Here is a 20,622-nt window from a genome sequence, read left to right as displayed (position 1 = left end):
AGCTTATTGCGGCGGATTATCGCTGGTAATTCAATCAGGTTCAAGCCTGTGACGCTCACGCTCTGCCTCCGCTGACGGTTAACCCGGCGGATCGGGCAGGCGGCGAATAACGCCTCCCTGCCCCGTGATTCCAGCGAAACGACGCTTACTCGTCTTCCAGATAAGTGTAGCCGTAGAGTCCCGCTTCGAACTCTTCCAGGAACTGCTGCTGCAGCGCCTCGTCAAGCCCGGTCTGTTTCACCTGATCGCGGAAGTGCGTCAGCAGGGTGTTTGGATCCAACTGCACGTATTGCAGCATGTCCGCCACGGTGTCGCCTTCGTCGGAAAGCTCCACTTCCACACTGCCGTCCGGGAAGACAAAGACGTCCACCGCTTCGGTGTCGCCAAACAGGTTGTGCATGTTGCCCAGAATTTCCTGATAAGCGCCCACCATAAAGAAGCCCAGCGGCGGCGCGTTATCCGGATCGTATTCCGGCAGCGGCATGGTCGAGGCGATGCCGTCGCCATCGACATAGTGATCGATGGTGCCGTCGGAATCGCAGGTAATGTCCAGCAGCACGCCGCGGCGACTTGGCGCCTGGTCCAGCCCTTCAAGCGGCAGCACCGGGAACAGCTGATCGATGCCCCACGCATCCGGCATCGACTGGAACAGCGAGAAGTTGACGTAAATCTTATCCGCCATACGCTCCTGCAGTTCGTCGATAATCGGACGGTGCGCGCGGTTCTGCGGGTCGAGCTGCTTTTGCACTTCGTGACACAGGCTCAGGTAAAGTTGCTCCGCCCAGGCGCGCTCCTGCAGGCTAAACGTGCCGGAGGAGTAGCCGATATGGATGTCGTGCAGGTCCATCTGGCTGTCGTGCAGCCATTCGCGCAGCGAGCGGCGAGTACCCGGCTCATGCATCTCCTGCCAGGTTTCCCACATGCTTTGCAGCGGGCGCGCCGCGTCTTCAGCTGGCGCCGTCGGGTCGGTGAACTCGTTACGCTCCACGCCGATGATATTGGAGACCAGCACCGTATGGTGCGCAGTGACCGCACGGCCCGACTCGGTAATCACCGTCGGGTGCGGCAGCCCATTCTCTTCGCAAGCGTCGCCGATAGCCCAGATAATGTTGTTAGCGTACTCGTTAAGCCCGTAGTTTACCGAGCAGTCAGACTGAGAGCGGGTACCCTCGTAGTCCACGCCGAGGCCGCCGCCCACGTCAAAGCACTGGATCTGCACGCCAAGCTTATGCAGCTCTACATAAAAACGCGCCGACTCACGCACGCCGGTCGCGATATCGCGAATGTTCGCCATCTGCGAGCCAAGGTGGAAGTGCAGAAGCTGCAGGCTTTCAAGACGGCCTGCTTCGCGCAGCGTCTCCACCAGTTGCAGCACCTGCGTCGCCGCGAGGCCGAATTTTGATTTTTCGCCGCCGGACGATTGCCATTTGCCGGAACCCTGGGAAGCCAGACGCGCACGCACGCCGAGACGCGGCACCACGTTCAGACGCTCCGCCTCTTCCAGCACGATTTTGATTTCCGACATTTTCTCGATAACGAGATAAACCTTATGGCCCATCTTCTCGCCAATGAGCGCCAGGCGGATATATTCACGGTCTTTATAGCCGTTGCAGACGATAACGGAGCGCGTCATCCCGGCGTGCGCCAGCACCGCCATCAGCTCCGCTTTGGAGCCTGCCTCCAGGCCCAGCGGCTCGCCGGAATGGATAAGCGATTCGATAACGCGACGATGCTGGTTCACCTTGATGGGGTAAACCAGGAAGTAATCGCCGTTATAACCGTAAGACTCGCGGGCGCGTTTAAACGCCGCGTTAATAGAGCGCAAACGGTGTTGCAGGATCTGCGGGAAGCAGAACAGCGCGGGCAGGCGCTGGCCCTGAGCTTCACGAGACTTCACCAGTTTGGCGAGGTCGACGCGCGCTTCGGGGACGTCCGGATCGGGGCAAACGCTGATATGGCCCAGCTCGTTGACGTCGTAATAGTTATTGCCCCACCAGGCAATATTGTAAGTACGCAGCATCTTGCTGGCTTCCTGGGAGCTCATTGCCACCTCCTGCATAGAACGTAGTACACCCTGTTCGCCTGCTGACGAAGGGGAAACCGAAGACATGTCGTCAGACATAGCGAACCTCATGTTTTAGTAAAAGTGTAAAACAGTTAACTACTATCGCAGTGTTACAGTGCGATAACAACCCATAAACAGACGGGTTCACCAGCAGATAGCGCTGATCGCCCGGCTGAGCGACTGGTTTCTTTTCCATATCATTGTAAAACACGTAACCGAACTCCGTATGACGGGTCGGCGAAACCACGAGAAAACTCCTGAACGTTCAGGAGCGCCCTTGTTCAGTTATCACCAGGCGTAACCGGCCCGGGAATCCTGAGAAGCGCCGAGATGGGTGGAACATCGGCAGGTTTGCAAAGAAGATATGCAGAATGCAGGGGATGAAAAGGCACCAGAACGGTGTGCCAGAATAAGCGGATAACAATGGTTCATTATTTCGTATCACCTCCACGCATACGTTAGGGTATGCGACAAGCCAAAGCCTTAAAAATCACTGCTTAACCCGGCTGGAAGTGGGCGACACGAGGGGAACCATCGTGCGCTTGAATGCATAAGCCGCGCGCGCCGTTTTATACCGACAACAGGGTTAAAAAGCAAAATAAAAATGCCCGCTTTGCTGTCCTTATCAGAAATCTCCGCTCCGCCTTTCTTTACCCTGCGCGCCGGCGCGTAAAAATCGCTGGAAATGAGGTTAAGATTTCACCTAGAATAGCCATCCAGAAGTTAATCCATCTATACTGATTAACATTCAGACAGCCCGTTCCGCTAAACGCGAGGGCGTTTTTCCGTTCAGAATATCGCACTGGACTGAAGCCTTTACACAGCAGTCTGAACTAACCGAATTACTCCAGGGTAAAGAGAATATGGCAAAACACCTTTTTACGTCCGAGTCTGTATCAGAAGGGCATCCCGATAAAATCGCTGACCAGATTTCCGATGCCGTGCTGGACGCTATCCTTGAACAGGATCCAAAAGCGCGCGTAGCGTGTGAAACGTATGTCAAAACCGGCATGGTGCTGGTTGGCGGTGAAATCACCACCAGCGCATGGGTAGATATCGAAGAGATCACCCGCAACACGGTGCGTGAAATCGGCTACGTGCATTCCGATATGGGCTTTGACGCCAACTCCTGCGCGGTGCTGAGCGCAATTGGCAAGCAGTCCCCGGACATCAACCAGGGCGTTGACCGCTCCGACCCGCTTGAGCAGGGCGCGGGCGACCAGGGCCTGATGTTTGGTTACGCCACTAACGAAACCGACGTGCTGATGCCGGCGCCTGTCACTTACGCGCACCGTCTGGTGCAGCGTCAGGCTGAAGTGCGTAAAAACGGCACCCTACCGTGGCTGCGCCCGGATGCGAAAAGCCAGGTCACCTTCCAGTACGACGCCGGTAAAATCGTCGGCATCGACGCGGTAGTGCTTTCCACACAGCACGCGGAAGAGATCGAGCAAAAAGCGCTGCAGGAAGCGGTGATGGAAGAGATAATCAAGCCGGTTCTGCCTGCTGAATGGCTTAATGAATCCACCAAATTCTTCATCAACCCGACCGGCCGTTTTGTTATCGGCGGCCCGATGGGCGACTGCGGCCTGACCGGTCGTAAGATCATCGTTGATACCTACGGCGGCATGGCCCGTCACGGCGGCGGTGCGTTCTCCGGTAAAGATCCGTCGAAAGTTGACCGCTCCGCCGCTTACGCTGCGCGCTACGTTGCGAAAAACATCGTTGCCGCAGGCCTGGCGGACCGCTGTGAGATTCAGGTTTCCTACGCCATCGGCGTGGCGGAGCCGACCTCTATCATGGTGGAAACCTTCGGCACTGAGAAAGTCTCTACCGAACAGCTGACCCTGCTGGTGCGCGAGTTCTTCGACCTGCGTCCGTACGGTCTTATCCAGATGCTGGATCTGCTGCACCCGATCTACAAAGAGACGGCGGCGTACGGCCACTTCGGTCGTGAAAACTTCCCGTGGGAAAAAACCGACAAAGCGCAGCTGCTGCGTGATGCTGCCGGTCTGAAATAAATCTTCGCCGCATTGCCCGTAAAGGCCAGCCTCGTGCTGGCCTTTTGCATTTCTGGCGGCTTTTTCTGCGCTTTCTTTTCCGCCAGCTATACTTCCTCGCAGTTTGTCTTTCCGTATCGTTCTGAAAGCGATTACATAGTGATTCTGCTACATAAACTTTCAGATTATTCCTGCTGCATGGTAAAAAAACGCATTCTGTTACATGCCGCTTCGGTTTACTCTGAAATTTATCCGGCCGCTTCGCTGCTTGTTAAACTAATAAACTGATAAATAAAGGTTTTAGCGAATTACATAGCTTGACATTGATGTAACCGATTACACTCATGTGATTCGTATCACATCATTTTACGGTACGCTAACCTACGATTCACATCGATAAAACCAATACCAACTGGAGGGCAGTATGCCTGACAATAAAAAACAGGGGCGTTCAAACAAGGCCATGACGTTCTTTGTCTGTTTTCTCGCGGCCCTGGCGGGACTGCTTTTTGGCCTCGACATTGGCGTGATTGCGGGCGCGTTGCCCTTTATTGCCGATGATTTCCAGATTACTTCACACCAGCAGGAGTGGGTGGTCAGCTCGATGATGTTCGGCGCGGCGGTTGGCGCAGTGGGCAGCGGCTGGCTCTCATCCAGCCTCGGGCGTAAAAAGAGTCTGATGATTGGCTCGGTGCTGTTTGTGGCAGGCTCGCTCTGCTCCGCTTTCGCGCCGAACGTAGAAGTCCTGATTGTTTCCCGCGTACTGCTGGGCCTGGCGGTAGGTATCGCTTCCTACACCGCCCCGCTCTATCTCTCTGAGATTGCGCCGGAAAAAATCCGCGGCAGCATGATCTCCATGTATCAGCTGATGATTACCATCGGGATCCTGGGCGCGTACCTTTCGGACACCGCCTTCAGCTATACCGGCAACTGGCGCTGGATGCTGGGCGTTATCACCATTCCGGCGGTACTGCTGCTGATTGGCGTTTTCTTCCTGCCGGACAGCCCGCGCTGGTTCGCCGCCAAACGTCGCTTCCACGATGCGGAACGCGTGCTGATGCGTCTGCGCGACTCCAGCGCCGAGGCGCGCAATGAGCTTGAAGAGATCCGTGAAAGCCTGAAGGTAAAACAGAGCGGCTGGGCGCTGTTCAAGGAGAACAGCAACTTCCGCCGCGCCGTCTTCCTGGGGGTGCTGCTTCAGGTGATGCAACAGTTCACCGGCATGAACGTCATCATGTACTACGCGCCGAAAATCTTTGAACTGGCGGGCTATTCCAATACCAACGAGCAGATGTGGGGCACCGTTATTGTTGGCCTGACTAACGTGCTGGCGACCTTTATCGCTATCGGCCTGGTGGACCGCTGGGGCCGCAAGCCGACGCTTATCCTGGGCTTTATCGTGATGGCGTCGGGCATGGGCATTCTCGGCACCATGCTGCATCTGGGTATTCACACTCCGACGGCGCAGTACTTTGCCGTGGCGATGCTGTTGATGTTTATTATCGGCTTCGCGATGAGCGCCGGTCCGCTGATTTGGGTGCTGTGTTCTGAAATCCAGCCGCTGAAAGGCCGCGATTTCGGTATCACGCTCTCCACCGCGACTAACTGGATAGCCAACATGATTGTCGGCGCCACCTTCCTGACCATGCTCAACACGCTGGGCAACGCCAACACCTTCTGGGTATACGCGGCGCTGAACCTCTTCTTTATCGTGTTGACCGTCTGGCTGGTGCCGGAAACCAAGCACGTTTCGCTTGAGCATATTGAACGTAACCTGATGAAAGGCCGTCGCCTGCGCGAGATTGGCGCCCACGACTAACCTTTCAGGCCTCTCCCCTCACGGGGGAGAGGCTTATTTCCGCCGCTTGCCCTCCTTCCCGCCATTCTCTATGCTCTGCCGTTATGAAAACCCCACGTCTCCCTATCGCCGTTCAACAGGCCGTTATGCGCAGCCTGCGCGAAAACCTGCAGCGCGCAAACCTTCATCTTGGGCGTAACTATCCCGAGCCGAAAATCGTTTATCAACAGCGCGGCACGGCGGCAGGCACCGCCTGGCTTGAGAGCTACGAAATTCGCCTCAACCCGGTGTTGCTGCTGGAAAACCAGCAGGCGTTTTATGAAGAAGTGGTGCCGCATGAGCTGGCGCATCTGTTGGTCTGGAAACATTTCGGACGCGTCGCGCCGCACGGCAAAGAGTGGAAATGGATGATGGAAGCGGTGCTTGGCGTGCCGGCGCGCCGTACGCACCAGTTTGAACTGGACTCCGTTCGCCGCAACACCTATCCCTACCGCTGCAGTTGCCAGCAACATCAGCTTACCGTACGGCGCCACAACCGCGTGCTGCGCGGTGAAACAGAGTACCGCTGCGTGCGCTGCGGCGAAAAATTGCGCCCGGAAACCCCGCCTTTATCCTGAACCGGAAATTTTAAGCGCCTTTGAATTGCTTCTGACGCTTTCCTTCGCTACGGTGCGAGCACTTGTCACATGGAGTTGGAAGATGTCTCGCAAAATTTCGCTTACGGTGGCGCTAACCGCCGCCCTGCTTTCCGGCGGTTCATTCGCCGCAGGCATTCATAGTTTTTCTCAGGCCAAGGCTGCCAGCGTGAAAGTAAACGCTGACGCACCGGGTGATTTTTACTGCGGCTGCAAGATTACCTGGCAGGGGAAAAAGGGCATTCCGGATCTGGCGTCTTGCGGCTACAAAGTGCGTAAAAACGAGAACCGCGCTTCGCGCATTGAGTGGGAGCACGTCGTGCCCGCCTGGCAGTTCGGCCACCAGCGTCAGTGCTGGCAGGATGGCGGACGTAAAAACTGCGATAAAGATCCGGTTTACCGCCAGATGGAAATCGACCTGCATAACCTGCAACCTGCGGTAGGCGAAGTGAACGGCGACCGTGGAAATTTCCTCTACAACCAGTGGAAAGGGGGCGAAGGCCAGTACGGACAGTGTGAAATGAAGGTCGATTTCAAAGACAAATCCGCTGAGCCGCCTGCCCGCGCCCGCGGCGCCATCGCCCGCACCTATTTCTACATGCGCGACCAGTACAAGCTTTCTCTTTCACGCCAGCAGACGCAGCTGTTTGAAGCCTGGAACAAGCTCTACCCGGTAACGGCGTGGGAATGTACCCGCGACGAGCGCATCGCTCGCGTACAGGGCAACCACAACCCTTATGTTCAGCAGGCTTGCCAGGCGCAAAAGCGCTAACCTACACTAGCGGGCATTGTTTATCGCGCGCTCCGCAGAAAGCCGGGCGCGCCCTTGCTGGCAGATAATAACCTTATGCGAATTCCCCGCATTTACCATCCCGAACCGATTGTCCCGGGCCATGAGCTTGCGCTTTGCGAAGACGCCGCCAACCATGTTGGCCGCGTACTGCGCATGGGGCCGGGTCAGGCATTACACTTATTCGACGGCAGCAACCAGGTCTTCGATGCTGAAATCACCCACGCCGATAAAAAGAGCGTGCGGGTGACGGTGCTGAAAGGCGAAGTGGCGGACCGCGAGTCGCCGCTGCATCTGCATCTGGGCCAGGTGATGTCGCGCGGCGAAAAAATGGAATTCACTATCCAGAAATCGATAGAGCTGGGCGTGAATACCATTACGCCGCTGTTTTCTGAGCGCTGCGGCGTTAAGCTTGATGCCGAACGGCTGAATAAAAAAATCCAGCAGTGGCAGAAAATCGCTATCGCCGCCTGCGAGCAGTGCGGCCGCAACCGCGTGCCGGAGATTCGCCCGGCAATGAATCTGGAAGCCTGGTGCGCCGAGCAGGATGAGGGTTTAAAACTCAATCTTCACCCGCGAGCAGCGCACAGCATCAACACGCTGCCGCTGCCGGTTGAGCGCGTGCGGTTGCTGATCGGCCCGGAAGGCGGCCTGTCGGCGGATGAAATCGCCATGACGGCGCGCTACCATTTTACTGATATTCTGTTGGGACCTCGCGTTCTGCGCACTGAGACTACCGCGCTCACCGCCATCACCGCGCTACAGGTGCGTTTTGGCGATCTGGGCTAAAGGAGAAAGAGAATGATTAAGCTCGGCATCGTGATGGACCCCATCGCAACCATTAATATTAAAAAAGACACCAGCTTCGCTATGCTGCTGGAAGCGCAGCGCCGCGGGTATGAGCTGCACTATATGGAGATGGCGGATCTTTACCTGATTAACGGCGAAGCGCGCGCCCGCACCCGTCGCGTCAGCGTGGAACAGAACTACGACAAGTGGTATGAATTTGGCAACGAGCAGGATATCGAACTCGCCGATCTCGACGTCATCCTGATGCGCAAAGACCCGCCGTTTGATACCGAATTCATTTACGCGACCTATATTCTTGAGCGCGCCGAAGAGAAAGGCACCCTTATCGTCAACAAGCCGCAGAGCCTGCGCGACTGCAACGAAAAGCTGTTCACCGCCTGGTTCCCGGACCTGACTCCGGAAACGCTGGTGACCCGTAATAAAGCGCAACTGAAAGCGTTCTGGCAAAAGCATGGCGATATCATCCTCAAACCGCTGGACGGCATGGGCGGCACCTCTATTTTCCGCGTCAAAGAAGGCGACCCGAACCTTTCGGTAATTGCAGAAACCCTGACGCTGCTCGGCAGCCGCTACTGCATGGCGCAGAATTACCTGCCGGCCATTAAAGATGGCGACAAGCGCGTACTGGTGGTGGATGGCGAGCCGGTGCCTTACTGCCTGGCGCGTATTCCGCAGGGTGGCGAAACGCGCGGCAACCTGGCGGCGGGCGGCCGCGGCGAACCGCGTCCGCTGAGCGACAGCGACTGGGCGATTGCCCGCCGCGTAGCGCCGACGCTGAAAGAGAAAGGGCTGATTTTTGTGGGCCTGGATATCATCGGCGACCGTCTGACGGAGATTAACGTCACAAGCCCCACCTGCGTGCGTGAAATCGAAGCGGAATTCCCCATCTCCATCACCGGCATGCTGATGGACGCCATTGAGAAACGCCTGGCAAAATAATCTTTACGGCGGGCGCAGGCCCGCCTTTTCCTCCCACCTGGTGACAGTCCGCCACTTTGCCCCCATACTTGGCCTTGTCGCTTTTTCAACCAGGACTACAGAACCTTTGACAATGAATTTACAGCATCACTTTCTGATTGCCATGCCGGCCTTGCAGGATCCTCTCTTCCGGCGTTCCGTGGTTTACATCTGCGAATATAACGACGAAGGCGCCATGGGAATCGTCATCAACAAGCCGCTGGAAAACCTGCAGGTCGAAGGGGTTTTGCAGAAGCTGAAAATCAACCCGGAACCGCGCGACCCGGCTATTCGCCTGGATAAGCCGGTTTTTCTCGGCGGACCGCTGGCGGAAGATCGCGGTTTTATCCTGCATACTCCGCCGGATAAGTTTGCTTCGAGCATCCGGATTTCCGATAACACCATTATCACCACCTCCCGCGACGTGCTGGAAACCATGGGCACCGCTGAGCAACCTTCCGACATTATCGTGGCGCTGGGCTACTCGTCATGGGAGAAAGGTCAGCTGGAGCAAGAGCTGCTGGAAAACGCCTGGCTCACCGCGCCTGCCGATCTCAATATTCTCTTTCGTACGCCGATTGCCGACCGCTGGCGCGAGGCTGCGAAGCTTATCGGCATTGATATCCATACCATGCCCGGCGTGGCGGGGCACGCCTGATGAGCGGCACCTTACTTGCCTTTGACTTTGGCACCCGCAGCATCGGCGTGGCCGTAGGTCAGCGCATCACCGGCACCGCCCGTCCGCTGACGGCGCTGAAAGCGCAAAACGGCACGCCGGACTGGACGCTTATCGAACGGCTGATAAAAGAGTGGCAGCCGGAAAAAGTCGTCGTCGGGCTGCCGCTGAATATGGATGGCACCGAGCAGCCGCTCACGGCGCGCGCGCGTAACTTCGCTAATCGCCTGCATGGCCGTTTCGGCGTGGCGATGGAACTGCATGACGAGCGCCTCAGTACGGTGGAAGCGCGCGCAGGGCTTTTCTCCCGCGGCGGCTTTCGCGCGCTGGATAAGGGCAGCGTGGACTCCGCTTCTGCGGTCGTCATTCTGGAAAGCTACTTCGAACAGCACCCCTGACCGCATTACTCTTCTGATAGTGCCGGGGCTTGCCGCCCCGCCCTTTCCCTTCGAGCCACATCACATTTCCCGGTGGCGTTTCGTCAAAAACTTTGTGTTTCTATTAAAGAGACACGATAGTCATTGTATGCCAGGTACGCCAACGTCAGGCGAGCAACAGACGATTAAACAGGTTTGATCAGTAGCGCCGCCAGTTCATGGAGTTGCTGAAGACGCGCGTCAATCTCCGTTTCGGAGATATGCCACATCCCCGCCAGCGCCAGCGACGCGTTATGCATGCCCAGCGGCTTCGCCATGGAGATCTCGCCATCATCATGACGCCACAGCACATAGCCCTGCTCGCGCTGCTGGGTCAGATAAGGGGAAAGCGCCGTCCACTGCTCAGGGGTGAAGCGCGGCGCCAGCGCGTCGTCGCTCTCCGACGCCAACAGCGACATGCCGATGACCGACTGCCAGGCAGGCAACATGTGAAACCCGGCCAGCGCCTGACCCGGCTGCGAACCCGGAGAGGCGTGATAGATGTAAATAACCTGGTCTTCCCACAGTACGCCAAGCGCTACCACAATCTCCTTTGGCGCATGGCGTTCAAGCTGCGGCAGCGCCTGCGAAAAAAGCGCAGAACCGCGGATCGCCTGCGCCGCCAGCGCATGGATGCCGGGCCCGGGAAGATAGCGGCGCTGTTCGTCCTGCATGGTGAGGCCAATTGAGGCCATGGTCATCAGCAGGCGGTTAACGCGGGTGGTGTTGATATTCATCAGGCGCGCCAGCTCGCGACAGCCAATGGCGCGGTCGCTGGAGACCAGATACTGCAGGCAACGGATGCCGTCGATCAGACTTTGATTGGGTTGTGATGACATAGCTGCCCTGGGTTGCGTGAATTGAGTCGTGCTCTTTAAGAAGGATACAAACATTATGCAGATCTTTCACCAAAGCGATGCCCGGGCTTTTCCGCAGGCGCAGTTGCACGCCGACCTGCTGGTGGCGGGCGGTGGGCTATCCGGCCTGTGCGCGGCCCTGGCGGCGGCGCGCGAGGGGTTACAGGTTGTCCTGGTGCAGGACAGGCCCGTACTCGGCGGCAACGCCTCCAGCGAAGTGCGGCTATGGGCCAACGGCGCCACCTCGCATATGGGTAACAATAACCGCTGGGCGAGAGAAGGCGGCATTATGGGGGAAATCCTGGAAGAGAACCTCTATCGCAACAAAGAGGGCAATCCGGTGATGTTCGATCTGGTGCTGCTTGATATGGCGCAGCGCGAACCCAACCTGACGCTGTTGCTTAACACCGCGTTGTTTGAGGTTTACACGCAGGGTAAACGCATTACGGGCGTGAAAGGATTCAACGCTATCAACGAAACCTTTTACCTCATCACGGCGGAGCAGTTTTGCGACGCTACCGGCGACGGCGTACTCGGCTACCTTGCTGGCGCGGAATATCGTGTCGGAGCAGAAGCCGCCGATGAGCTTGGCGAGAAGATGGCGCCAGGCGACAGCTTCGGGCACAAACTGGGCCACTCCATTTATTTCTACACCAAACGCACAGAGGAAGCGGTAGCGTTTACGCCCCCCTCCTTCGCTCTGAGCGAGATAAGCGATATCCCGCGCTACACCCGCCTGACTTCCACCCTCAACGGTTGCGACCTCTGGTGGCTGGAATGGGGCGGCCGGCTTGATACCGTGCACGACAGCGAAGCCATAAAATGGGAACTCTGGAAAATCGTCTGGGGCGTCTGGAACTACATTAAAAATTCCGGCAACTTTCCCGAGGCGGAGAAGATGACCATCGAATGGGTCGGCGCCATTCCCGGCAAGCGGGAAAGCCGCCGTTTTATGGGCGATCACCTGCTCTGCCAGCAAGATATTATCGAGCAGCGCGACCATTATGACGCCGTCGGCTACGGCGGCTGGTCCATTGACCTGCATCCGGCGGACGGCGTCTACAGCACGCACGACGGTTGCCGACAGTTCCACAGCAAGGGCACTTATACTATCCCCTTTCGCTGCCTTTACAGCCGTTCGCTGGATAACCTCTTTTTAACCGGGCGGCTTATCTCCGCGTCCCATGTCGCTTTTGGCAGCGCGCGAGTGATGTGCACCTGCGGTTTGCTGGGCGAAGTGGTGGGCCGCGCCGCAGCGCTCTGTCGCGAGCAACGCCTTACCCCACGCGAGCTGGCGCAGCGCGAACGCGTCACGCTTTTGCAACAGCATTTACAAGCCAGCGGCTGCTACATTCCGCGCCAGACGCTTAGCGACCCGGCGAGCGGCGCGGTTGTAACCGCCACCAGCGAATATCAACTTCACGCCCTGCCCACAAACGGCGAATGGTTGCCGCTGCAGGCGCGCATGGCGCTGCTGCTGCCGTTAAAGGCTGCCGGGTCGCTACCTGCCCTCACGTTTACCCTGCGCGCCGCAAGCCCGCAACGCCTGAACGTCAGCCTGCTGACCAGCAAAAAGGCAGGCAACTTTACGCCGGACAGGTTGCTGGCGGAGCGCACGCTGACGATAACGCAAGCGGGCGATTATACGCTGCAATTCGATTATTCCAGCCCGCGCGACGAATACCTGTTTATTGCATTCGATCGCAACGATGAGACTGAAATAGCGCTGAGCGCGGCAGACGCGCCTGGCATCATCACGGTATTCAACAGCCAGAACCCCCGCGTGGCGAAACACGCGCGCCAGATTGCCGACGGCGACTTCGGCGTGGAGGAGTTTGACTTCTGGCTGCCGCGCCGCCGTCCGCATAACGTGCTGCCCGCTCTGCGCCTGAGCGAACCGCTACGCTGTTTTGAAGCGCAAAACCTGCTGAACGGTCGGCTTCGCCCGGAACAGCACTTCAACGGCTGGGCGCCCTCGCCTGAAGATAAGCAGCCCGCCGTGCTCTGGCGTTGGGCCGAACCGCAAACCATCCAGACCCTGACGCTGGTGTTTGACAACGATTTCGACAACGCGATGGAAACGGTGCAAATGGGCCATCATTTTGCGGTGACGCCGCACTGCGTTACGCATTACCGGCTCTGGGCAGATGAAATCCTGGTGGCGGAGGTGACTGATAACCGCCATTCTGTGCAGGAACACCGGCTCAGCGCGCCGCTGCATGTCAGTGAACTTAAGCTCGAGATACTTGCCACCGCTGGCGCTTTGCCCGTGCTTTACTCACTCAACGTGCGATGACTATCCCCACTTCGCCGCCTGCGGCTGCGCGGCGGCGATTTTTCCTTCACAGATGCGCGAAGCCAGGCTATGCGCGAAGTTCTGCATCCCCTGCTGTCTTCCGGTTTCCAGTTGGCCGGGCAACTGATGGCTTTTGCCTTCGCGGATAAGGTTCGCCACCGCCGTGGTGTTGATAAGCAGCTCATACAGCGCCACCCGCCCGCCATCGCTCGACTCCGCCAGTTTTTGCGCCAGCACCGCCCGCAGGCTGCCGGCAAGCTGACTGCGCACCCAGGTTTTCTCCTCCGCCGGGAAGACATCCACCAGCCGCTCCACCGCCTGCGCCGCGCCGCGCGTGTGCAGCGTCGCCAGCACCAGATGGCCCGTTTCAGCCGCGCTCAGGGCGAGCCGGATAGTTTCGCTGTCCCGCAGTTCGCCCAGTAAAATCACATCCGGATCTTCCCGCAGCGCGCCGCGCAAACCGTCGCTGAAGCTTCGGCAATGAATGCCTACCTCCCGTTGTTGAATCAGGCAACGTGCGCTGGCGTGCTGAAACTCCACCGGATCTTCCAGCGTAAGGATATGCCCATCCAGCGTCTGGTTGAGGTAGTCGACCATCGCCGCCAGCGTGGTCGATTTTCCGCTGCCCGTCGCCCCGGTCACCAGAATCAGGCCATCCGGCGCCTGCAGCAGCCCGGTTAACGCCGCTGGCGGATCGAGCGACGACAGCTGCGGACAGCGCGTCGGCAGCAAACGCAGCGCGAGCGAAAGCCCGTTTTGCTGCCGGAAGGCGTTGACGCGCAGCCGCGCCCCGCCAGGCAGCGAGACGGCGAAATCAAGTTGCCCGTTAAAGGCAAGCTCGCTGCGCTGGGTTTCATTAAGCCACTCGCCGAGCAAGGTTTCAGGTTCAGGCAGCGGGTGCGGCACCGGCTCCAGCCTGCCGCGCCGACGCCATCGCGCAGGCAACGCGCTGCACAGGTGTAGATCCGAAACGTTATGCTTTACACTAAGCGCCACCAGTTCATCCATATCCATACCGCTTCCCGATAAATCATGAGTGAGATAGAGCGCAACTTAGCGCAAGTGCAGCAGAAGATCTCAGCGGCGGCCCAACGCTGCGGCAGGTCTTCAGAAGAAGTTACGTTGCTTGCAGTAAGCAAAACCAAACCTGCGAGCGCCCTCGCAGAAGCTATCGCCGCCGGGCAGCGCGCCTTTGGGGAAAATTACGTGCAGGAAGGGGTGGAGAAGATCCTTCATTTCCGGCAACGCGGCGTGGAAGGGTTGCAATGGCACTTTATCGGTCCGCTGCAGTCCAACAAAAGCCGCCTGGTGGCGGAGCATTTCGACTGGTGTCATACCGTCGACCGCCTGCGCATCGCCAGCCGCTTAAGCGACCAGCGCCCCGATAATCTGCCGCCGCTCAATGTGCTGATCCAAATTAATATCAGCGATGAACAAAGCAAATCAGGCATTCCCTTAAGCGAGCTGGATGCGCTGGCGGCGCAGGTATCGCAACTGCCGCGCGTTCAGCTTCGCGGGCTGATGGCCATTCCCGCGCCGGAACCCGATTACGAGCGGCAGTTTGCCGTCGCACGTCAAATGGCGGTAGCATTTAACGAGCTGAAAAGCCGCTATCCGTCTGTCGATACGCTATCTCTGGGCATGACCGACGACATGGAAGCCGCGATAGCGGCGGGCAGCACCATGGTGCGCATTGGAACCGCCATTTTTGGCGCGCGGGATTACACGCGCCACACTGAACAATAACTACTGAGGAACGCCATGCTGACGTTGACTTTTCTGGTCAAGACCCTGATTGAGCTGTACGTAATGGTGCTGCTGCTGCGCATCTGGATGCAGTGGTCGCGCTGCGATTTTTATAACCCCTTCGCGCAGTTTATTGTGAAAGTAACGCAGCCGGTTATCGGGCCGCTGCGTCGCATCATTCCGTCCCTCGGGCCGATAGACACCGCTTCGCTGCTGGTGGCGTTTATTCTGACGACGCTGAAATATCCGTTGCTGCTGCTTATCCAGGCGGGCGTACTGTCGCTGGATCCGATGAACCTGTTGGTAGGCGCGCTCTCGCTGCTGAAATCCGCGGGTACGCTGGTCTTCTGGGTCATCATCATTCGCTCGCTGATGAGCTGGGTGAGCCAGGGCCGCAGCCCTGTCGAGTATGTATTGATGCAGATGACCGAACCGATGATGGCGCCGATCCGCCGCATCATTCCGGCGATGGGCGGCATCGATTTTTCAGCGATGGGCGTCATCATTATCCTTTATCTGCTGAACTACCTCGGCATGGATCTCTTCCCGGGGCTGTGGTATTTGCTGTGAGTGCAGTAAGCCGCAGCGCGGACGGGCTGGTTTTACGGCTTTATATTCAGCCGAAAGCCAGCCGGGACGCCATTGTGGGCGCGCATGGCGACGAACTGAAAGTCGCCATCACCGCCCCGCCGGTGGACGGCCAGGCCAACGCGCACCTGCTGAAGTTTCTGGCAAAGCAGTTTCGCGTCGCCAAAAGCCAGGTTTTCATTGAAAAAGGCGAACTGGGCCGCCATAAGCAAGTCAGAATCATTAACCCTCAACAAATCCCGGCGCAAGTCGCGGCGATTATCGATTAATCACAGGATTTCGTTATGCAAAAAGTTGTTCTCGCTACCGGTAACGCCGGTAAAGTGCGCGAGCTGGCCTCGCTGCTGCAAGACTTTGGCTTAGAGGTGGTGGCGCAGACCGAGCTTGGGGTTGAGTCCGCTGAGGAGACCGGACTGACCTTCATTGAGAACGCCATCCTGAAAGCGCGCCACGCGGCGCAGGTAACCGGCCTGCCAGCGATTGCCGATGACTCCGGGCTTGCGGTCGACATTCTGGGCGGCGCGCCGGGCATCTATTCCGCACGCTACGCAGGCGTTGAAGCAACCGATCAACAAAACCTCGAAAAGCTGCTGGCGGCGCTTGAAGATGTGCCTGAAGGCAAACGTCAGGCGCAATTTCACTGCGTACTGGTTTATATGCGCCATGCCGACGACCCGACGCCGCTGGTGTGTCACGGCAGTTGGGAAGGCGTTATTACCCGCAAGCCTGCCGGTGAAGGCGGCTTTGGCTACGACCCGATTTTCTTTGTCCCTTCCGAGGGCAAAACCGCGGCGGAGCTGACGCGGGAAGAGAAAAGCGCCATTTCCCACCGCGGACAGGCGTTGAAACTGTTACTGGAAGCAATGCGTAATGGCTAATTTGCCACCCTTAAGTCTTTATATTCATATTCCCTGGTGCGTGCAGAAGTGTCCTTACTGCGACTTCAACTCGCACGCGCTTAAGGGCGAGGTGCCGCACGATGATTACGTCCAGCATCTGTTAACCGACCTTGATAACGACGCCTCTTATGCCCAGGGACGCGAGGTAAAAACCATTTTTATCGGCGGCGGCACGCCGAGCCTGCTTTCGGGTCCGGCGATGCAGCAACTGCTCGACGGCGTACGCGCGCGCCTGAACCTGGCCGCCGATGCGGAGATAACCATGGAGGCCAACCCAGGCACCGTGGAGGCCGACCGCTTTGTGGAGTACCAGCGCGCCGGCGTGAACCGTATTTCCATCGGCGTGCAGAGCTTTAGCGAGCCGAAGCTCAAGCGCCTTGGCCGCATTCACGGGCCGGATGAGGCGAAGCGCGCAGCAAACCTTGCAAGCGGGCTGGGGCTTCGCAGCTTTAACCTCGACCTGATGCACGGCCTGCCGGACCAGTCGCTGGACGAGGCGCTGGACGATTTGCGTCAGGCCATTGCGCTCAACCCGCCGCACCTGTCCTGGTATCAACTGACGATTGAGCCTAATACGCTATTTGGCTCGCGCCCGCCAACGCTTCCGGATGATGACGCGCTGTGGGATATCTTCGAGCAAGGCCATCAGTTACTCACCCAGGCGGGCTATCAGCAGTACGAGACGTCGGCCTATGCGAAGCCGGGTTATCAGTGCCAGCACAACCTCAACTACTGGCGGTTTGGCGATTACCTCGGCATCGGCTGCGGCGCGCATGGCAAGGTGACGTTCCCGGACGGACGTATTCTGCGCACGGCGAAAACTCGCCATCCGCGCGGCTATATGCAGGGAAAATACCTCGACCGCCAGCATGAGGTGGAAGCGACAGATAAGCCATTTGAGTTCTTTATGAACCGCTTCCGTTTACTGGAAGCCGCACCGCGTGAGGAGTTTGCGCGTTACACCGGTCTCGATGAGCGCGTTATTCGCCCACAGATTGACGAAGCGATAGCGCAGGGATACCTGATTGAAACGCCGGAAAGCTGGCAGATAACCGACCACGGCAAGCTGTTTCTCAATTCGCTGCTGGAGTTGTTCCTGGCGGAATAAATTCTGAAGGCAGATTCCACATTTATCGCTCCGCGCTGACAGCTCCGTTTACGGCTGGCAGAGTGGAGCGATGCGATACGCCCCCACTCATGCCCGCCAGCTCAGGCGGCAGTTAACTGCCCAGGAACGCCTCTTATGGCGCCTCTTACGCGACCGCCACTTTGCAGCGCATAAATTTGCCAGCATCCGTCGGCCTTTGCATTCTTGATTTTGCCTGTTGCCAGGCAAAGCTGGCTGTTGAGTTGGATGGCGGTCAGCAGGCAGAGCATCGGGCATACGACGCGAGGCGTACGGCATGGTTGCAGGCTCACGGTTGGACGGTGTTACGCTTTTGGAATAATGAACGATTAAATAATCAGGAAAGAGTTTTGCTGACTTTACTGGCGGAGCTTGAACATCTTTTACCCTCACCCCGGCCCTCTCCCTGGAAGGGAGAGGGGGAAAACCAATGACGCCTGCACGGGTTGGCCTCTTTTTCCGGCAAAAGAGTCCATCCATGCGGGCCGACTCCCTCTCTCCGTGGGGTGAGGGGCGCTTCAGCCAGGTCGTTTAAGACGCTTCATGAAATAACAACCGAAAAGCCATCTATCTCTGCACTGACCGGTTCCCTCACCCCGCCGGAGAGAGGGTGAGGGGCAAACGCTACGCATAAAAAAGGCTGCTTCACAGCGGCCTTTTCTCTGTTCGCCGTTAAGGCGACGGGTTGACCAGCAACTGCCCTACCGAACCGCGATCGGCCATCTCCAGCGTCTGGCTGCGGTAGAGGAACGGGAAATGGCTCCAGGAGGGCTGGCCGAACCAGACCAGCAGTTCTACCTGCCCATCCACCCATACCGTGTCCTTCCAGCCGCGATCTTCCGGGAAAGGCGCCGCACCGTTAACGTTACGCACCAGGAAACTTACCCCTTCGATATGGAAAGACTGCGGCATATCCGCCCGCACCGTCCAGCGCTCCCAGGTACCCTGTTGCGCCTGCGCGTCGATACGCTTCATATCCCAGAGCTGACCATTAATGCCTGGGTCGTCGCCCAGGTTAATGGTGCGGTTATTCACCGGGCTGCCGTTGATGATTTCATCCGGCAGCAGGCGCATCGGCAGATTGTCGGTTACCAGCGGCAGCAGCCCGGTTGGGCGCAGCGTCAGCACCAGCGTGGAGATAAGGATGCGTGAAGGTTCAAAGAAGCCGCGAATGCGATCCACGATGGAAGCCGCTTCGCCGCAGGTAATGGAGACTTCATCGCCATTCGTCATGTCCACCAGCACTTCTCGCCGCTCGCCTGGTGCCAGCGAAAGCTGTTTTACCGACACCGGCGCGGGCAGGAAGCCCTGGTCGCCTGCAATCACGTGCAGCGGTCGGCCATCGCTCATCTGCAGCTGGTAGCGACGGGCGTTCGACGCGTTCAGCAGACGCAGGCGCACCCAGCCGCGGGAGACTTCCACATAAGGGCTTTGCGCGCCGTTGACCAGCAGCGTATCGCCAAGAAAGCCGCCGCTCCCCGGCTCGCTATACTCCGGCGAGCCGAAGTTATCCAGCCGTTTGTCCTGAATGATGACGGGAAAGTCGTCAACGCCGTAATGGTTCGGCACGGGCAGCGATTTACTGACGTCGTCTTCCACAAGCCACATGCCCGCCAGTCCGTTATAGACCTGCTGGGCGCTGCGGTTTGGCGTATCAGCGTGATACCAGAGCGTGGCGGCGGACTGGCGGATGGGCAGCACCGGCGCCCAGTCGGCGTTCGGGCTCATCATCCGCGCCGCGCCGCCAATCAGCGGCCCTGGCACCTGAAGCCCGCTTATCGTCATGGCGACGTTTTCCTGCAGACGGTTGCTGTAAATCATTTTGACGTCATCGCCGCTCCAGACGCGAATGGTCGGCCCCATATAGCGTCCGTTAAAGCCCCATACCTGCGCGCGGGTGCCGGTTGCAAAAGACCAGTGCGCGCGTTGCAGGGTTAAAAAGAGCGGCTGACCGCGACGGGATTCCAGCAGCGGAGGCACAGGCAGCGCTGGCTGCTGACCCGCCGCGCTGGCCTTTAGCGGCACCGCGCCTGCGCAGAGGGCCATACCCGATGCCTGAATAAATTGACGCCGGCTGAGTGACATACTTGCTCCATGAATAAGGACTAACGACTGGCGCAACATGCCAGCCGGAAGGGGCCGCCTGGCCCCGCTACAGGTGCGGATTATCGCTTATCCGCGGCTTCGCGCTCGGCGACTTCTTTATTCAATTCGTCAATTTTCGCTTCCATGACCTGGCGGCAGTGCGCGGCCAGGTCGCGAACCTGTTCTTTACCCCAGTTGCGGGTATCGATAGGCGGCAGCATTTCGACAATCACCAGACCGTTATCCCAACGGTTAAGATTAATTTTATTGCTGGTGTTGGAGACGCATACCGGCACAATCGGCACGCCTGCGGCGATAGCGGCGTGGAACGCGCCGGTTTTAAAAGGCAGCAGTCCGCGACCGCGGCTGCGCGTGCCTTCAGGAAACATCCAGACGGAGATATTGCGCTTGCGGATTTGCGAAACCACAGTGGCAATAGTGGTATGAGCTTTAGCGCGGTTGTCGCGATCGATGAGGATATTGCCGGTAAGCCAGTAAAGCTGACCGAAGAAGGGGATCCAGACAAGGCTCTTTTTACCGACGGTAACGGTGGGAGGCTGAACAATATTCGACGCCGTCACCATGTCGTAGTTGTTCTGATGGTTGCCAATATAAATGGCGTTGCCATATTTCTCTGCGCCTTCCGGCTTGCGGGTTTCCACCTTCAGACCAAAAACGGGCGCCAGCCGACCAAACAGGTGACCGAAAGTTGCAACATGTCGGGGATTACGTGGGCTGAAAAGGCACCAGATGGAACCGAGGATGCACACCACAATGCAATAAAGCACAACAATAGTCAGACGAACAATAAATAGCATAAATACCTCTGAAGCCGCAGCCGCCGGTCAGTATACCCGAATCGTTCGGGGCATGATCGGGCG

21 protein-coding genes and 1 pseudogene are annotated in these 20,622 nt (G+C 58.1%); 15 read left to right on the top strand and 7 right to left on the bottom strand.

What is annotated here, in order from left to right; all coding sequences use genetic code 11:
• Window positions 1-145: 145 nt before the first annotated feature.
• The 3 genes from speA to yqgG form a co-directional block, all read right to left on the bottom strand.
• Entirely contained in the window at window positions 146-2,122 is a 1,977-nt protein-coding gene (speA, locus tag IEX01_RS11110) for a biosynthetic arginine decarboxylase (RefSeq protein ID WP_034882199.1), read from the bottom strand.
• The gene (yqgB, locus tag IEX01_RS11105) at window positions 2,115-2,261 is read right to left on the bottom strand and encodes an acid stress response protein YqgB (RefSeq protein WP_139025656.1); all 147 of its coding nucleotides are present in this window, start codon (window positions 2,259-2,261) and stop codon (window positions 2,115-2,117) included. The genes speA and yqgB overlap by 8 nt, the downstream gene beginning before the upstream one ends.
• A 92-nt stretch (window positions 2,262-2,353) precedes the next feature.
• Window positions 2,354-2,497: a small protein YqgG gene (gene yqgG, locus IEX01_RS21910; protein WP_419144539.1), complete on the bottom strand. Its 144-nt coding sequence runs from the start codon at window positions 2,495-2,497 to the stop codon at window positions 2,354-2,356.
• 431 nt (window positions 2,498-2,928) lie between these two features.
• Between yqgG and metK the strand changes: the two genes are divergently transcribed.
• The 8 genes from metK (at window position 2,929) to ruvX (ending at window position 10,126) form a co-directional block, all read left to right on the top strand.
• Window positions 2,929-4,083 (top strand): methionine adenosyltransferase, encoded by a 1,155-nt coding sequence (metK, locus tag IEX01_RS11095; RefSeq protein ID WP_024560374.1) that lies wholly within the window; start codon window positions 2,929-2,931, stop codon window positions 4,081-4,083.
• Window positions 4,084-4,486: 403 nt separating this feature from the next.
• Window positions 4,487-5,881: a sugar porter family MFS transporter gene (locus IEX01_RS11090; protein ID WP_024555558.1), complete on the top strand. Its 1,395-nt coding sequence runs from the start codon at window positions 4,487-4,489 to the stop codon at window positions 5,879-5,881.
• Between the two features lie 83 nt (window positions 5,882-5,964).
• Window positions 5,965-6,477, top strand: coding sequence for a SprT family zinc-dependent metalloprotease (locus IEX01_RS11085; protein WP_071788405.1), 513 nt, complete (start codon window positions 5,965-5,967; stop codon window positions 6,475-6,477).
• A gap of 82 nt (window positions 6,478-6,559) precedes the next feature.
• On the top strand, window positions 6,560-7,267 hold the full coding sequence (endA, locus tag IEX01_RS11080; RefSeq protein ID WP_024560376.1) for a deoxyribonuclease I: 708 nt from the start codon (window positions 6,560-6,562) through the stop codon (window positions 7,265-7,267).
• Between the two features lie 75 nt (window positions 7,268-7,342).
• A complete protein-coding gene (rsmE, locus tag IEX01_RS11075) occupies window positions 7,343-8,074 on the top strand; it encodes a 16S rRNA (uracil(1498)-N(3))-methyltransferase (protein WP_188723848.1) in 732 nt (243 codons plus the stop codon).
• A gap of 12 nt (window positions 8,075-8,086) precedes the next feature.
• Window positions 8,087-9,034, top strand: coding sequence for a glutathione synthase (gshB, locus tag IEX01_RS11070; protein WP_024555562.1), 948 nt, complete (start codon window positions 8,087-8,089; stop codon window positions 9,032-9,034).
• A 112-nt stretch (window positions 9,035-9,146) separates the two neighbouring features.
• The gene (locus IEX01_RS11065; protein ID WP_024551335.1) at window positions 9,147-9,710 is read left to right on the top strand and encodes a YqgE/AlgH family protein; all 564 of its coding nucleotides are present in this window, start codon (window positions 9,147-9,149) and stop codon (window positions 9,708-9,710) included.
• Window positions 9,710-10,126, top strand: coding sequence for a Holliday junction resolvase RuvX (gene ruvX / locus IEX01_RS11060; RefSeq protein WP_024555563.1), 417 nt, complete (start codon window positions 9,710-9,712; stop codon window positions 10,124-10,126). The genes IEX01_RS11065 and ruvX overlap by 1 nt, the downstream gene beginning before the upstream one ends.
• Window positions 10,127-10,290: 164 nt before the next feature.
• Here ruvX and IEX01_RS11055 read toward each other — a convergent pair whose 3' ends face one another.
• Complete coding sequence (locus IEX01_RS11055; RefSeq protein ID WP_024555564.1) at window positions 10,291-10,983, bottom strand: IclR family transcriptional regulator; 693 nt, start codon at window positions 10,981-10,983, stop codon at window positions 10,291-10,293.
• Between the two features lie 55 nt (window positions 10,984-11,038).
• Here IEX01_RS11055 and IEX01_RS11050 point away from each other — a divergent pair, with 55 nt between their 5' ends.
• Window positions 11,039-13,297, top strand: coding sequence for an FAD-dependent oxidoreductase (locus IEX01_RS11050; RefSeq protein ID WP_188723847.1), 2,259 nt, complete (start codon window positions 11,039-11,041; stop codon window positions 13,295-13,297).
• Here IEX01_RS11050 and IEX01_RS11045 read toward each other — a convergent pair whose 3' ends face one another.
• Complete coding sequence (locus tag IEX01_RS11045) at window positions 13,298-14,311, bottom strand: type IV pilus twitching motility protein PilT (protein ID WP_188723846.1); 1,014 nt, start codon at window positions 14,309-14,311, stop codon at window positions 13,298-13,300.
• 18 nt (window positions 14,312-14,329) lie between these two features.
• Here IEX01_RS11045 and IEX01_RS11040 point away from each other — a divergent pair, with 18 nt between their 5' ends.
• From IEX01_RS11040 to IEX01_RS11015, 6 genes and pseudogenes are all read left to right on the top strand, one after another.
• Window positions 14,330-15,043 (top strand): YggS family pyridoxal phosphate-dependent enzyme, encoded by a 714-nt coding sequence (locus tag IEX01_RS11040; protein WP_024555567.1) that lies wholly within the window; start codon window positions 14,330-14,332, stop codon window positions 15,041-15,043.
• Window positions 15,044-15,058: 15 nt separating this feature from the next.
• Window positions 15,059-15,613, top strand: a complete 555-nt coding sequence (locus IEX01_RS11035) for a YggT family protein (protein WP_024555568.1) — start codon at window positions 15,059-15,061, stop codon at window positions 15,611-15,613.
• The gene (gene yggU, locus IEX01_RS11030) at window positions 15,610-15,900 is read left to right on the top strand and encodes a DUF167 family protein YggU (RefSeq protein WP_024555569.1); all 291 of its coding nucleotides are present in this window, start codon (window positions 15,610-15,612) and stop codon (window positions 15,898-15,900) included. The genes IEX01_RS11035 and yggU overlap by 4 nt, the downstream gene beginning before the upstream one ends.
• 15 nt (window positions 15,901-15,915) lie before the next feature.
• Window positions 15,916-16,509 (top strand): XTP/dITP diphosphatase, encoded by a 594-nt coding sequence (locus IEX01_RS11025; RefSeq protein WP_024561875.1) that lies wholly within the window; start codon window positions 15,916-15,918, stop codon window positions 16,507-16,509.
• On the top strand, window positions 16,502-17,638 hold the full coding sequence (gene hemW, locus IEX01_RS11020; RefSeq protein ID WP_024561874.1) for a radical SAM family heme chaperone HemW: 1,137 nt from the start codon (window positions 16,502-16,504) through the stop codon (window positions 17,636-17,638). Before IEX01_RS11025 ends, hemW begins: the two co-directional genes overlap by 8 nt.
• A 70-nt stretch (window positions 17,639-17,708) precedes the next feature.
• Window positions 17,709-18,090 (top strand): annotated as a pseudogene (locus IEX01_RS11015) (DUF559 domain-containing protein).
• Between the two features lie 238 nt (window positions 18,091-18,328).
• Here the strand turns inward: IEX01_RS11015 and ftsP are convergent.
• Together ftsP and IEX01_RS11005 are read right to left on the bottom strand one after the other, a co-directional pair.
• Window positions 18,329-19,741 carry a cell division protein FtsP gene (gene ftsP / locus IEX01_RS11010; protein WP_024555572.1) on the bottom strand — a complete coding sequence of 471 codons (1,413 nt, stop codon included), beginning with the start codon at window positions 19,739-19,741 and terminating at the stop codon, window positions 18,329-18,331.
• An 80-nt stretch (window positions 19,742-19,821) separates the two neighbouring features.
• Window positions 19,822-20,559, bottom strand: coding sequence for a 1-acylglycerol-3-phosphate O-acyltransferase (locus IEX01_RS11005; RefSeq protein WP_024555573.1), 738 nt, complete (start codon window positions 20,557-20,559; stop codon window positions 19,822-19,824).
• Between the last annotated feature and the right edge of the window lie 63 nt (window positions 20,560-20,622).

This window comes from Franconibacter daqui, assembly GCF_014644275.1.
Lineage (GTDB): Bacteria > Pseudomonadota > Gammaproteobacteria > Enterobacterales > Enterobacteriaceae > Franconibacter > Franconibacter pulveris.
This window is presented reverse-complemented; position numbering and strand designations above follow the sequence as displayed.

Coding starts and splice junctions, on each gene's coding strand:
- speA (WP_034882199.1), bottom strand. CDS start 2,122: ATGTCTGACGACATGTCTTCGGTTTCCCCTTCGTCAGCAGGCGAACAG.
- yqgB (WP_139025656.1), bottom strand. CDS start 2,261: ATGGAAAAGAAACCAGTCGCTCAGCCGGGCGATCAGCGCTATCTGCTG.
- yqgG (WP_419144539.1), bottom strand. CDS start 2,497: ATGAACCATTGTTATCCGCTTATTCTGGCACACCGTTCTGGTGCCTTT.
- metK (WP_024560374.1), top strand. CDS start 2,929: ATGGCAAAACACCTTTTTACGTCCGAGTCTGTATCAGAAGGGCATCCC.
- IEX01_RS11090 (WP_024555558.1), top strand. CDS start 4,487: ATGCCTGACAATAAAAAACAGGGGCGTTCAAACAAGGCCATGACGTTC.
- IEX01_RS11085 (WP_071788405.1), top strand. CDS start 5,965: ATGAAAACCCCACGTCTCCCTATCGCCGTTCAACAGGCCGTTATGCGC.
- endA (WP_024560376.1), top strand. CDS start 6,560: ATGTCTCGCAAAATTTCGCTTACGGTGGCGCTAACCGCCGCCCTGCTT.
- rsmE (WP_188723848.1), top strand. CDS start 7,343: ATGCGAATTCCCCGCATTTACCATCCCGAACCGATTGTCCCGGGCCAT.
- gshB (WP_024555562.1), top strand. CDS start 8,087: ATGATTAAGCTCGGCATCGTGATGGACCCCATCGCAACCATTAATATT.
- IEX01_RS11065 (WP_024551335.1), top strand. CDS start 9,147: ATGAATTTACAGCATCACTTTCTGATTGCCATGCCGGCCTTGCAGGAT.
- ruvX (WP_024555563.1), top strand. CDS start 9,710: ATGAGCGGCACCTTACTTGCCTTTGACTTTGGCACCCGCAGCATCGGC.
- IEX01_RS11055 (WP_024555564.1), bottom strand. CDS start 10,983: ATGTCATCACAACCCAATCAAAGTCTGATCGACGGCATCCGTTGCCTG.
- IEX01_RS11050 (WP_188723847.1), top strand. CDS start 11,039: ATGCAGATCTTTCACCAAAGCGATGCCCGGGCTTTTCCGCAGGCGCAG.
- IEX01_RS11045 (WP_188723846.1), bottom strand. CDS start 14,311: ATGGATATGGATGAACTGGTGGCGCTTAGTGTAAAGCATAACGTTTCG.
- IEX01_RS11040 (WP_024555567.1), top strand. CDS start 14,330: ATGAGTGAGATAGAGCGCAACTTAGCGCAAGTGCAGCAGAAGATCTCA.
- IEX01_RS11035 (WP_024555568.1), top strand. CDS start 15,059: ATGCTGACGTTGACTTTTCTGGTCAAGACCCTGATTGAGCTGTACGTA.
- IEX01_RS11025 (WP_024561875.1), top strand. CDS start 15,916: ATGCAAAAAGTTGTTCTCGCTACCGGTAACGCCGGTAAAGTGCGCGAG.
- hemW (WP_024561874.1), top strand. CDS start 16,502: ATGGCTAATTTGCCACCCTTAAGTCTTTATATTCATATTCCCTGGTGC.
- ftsP (WP_024555572.1), bottom strand. CDS start 19,741: ATGTCACTCAGCCGGCGTCAATTTATTCAGGCATCGGGTATGGCCCTC.
- IEX01_RS11005 (WP_024555573.1), bottom strand. CDS start 20,559: ATGCTATTTATTGTTCGTCTGACTATTGTTGTGCTTTATTGCATTGTG.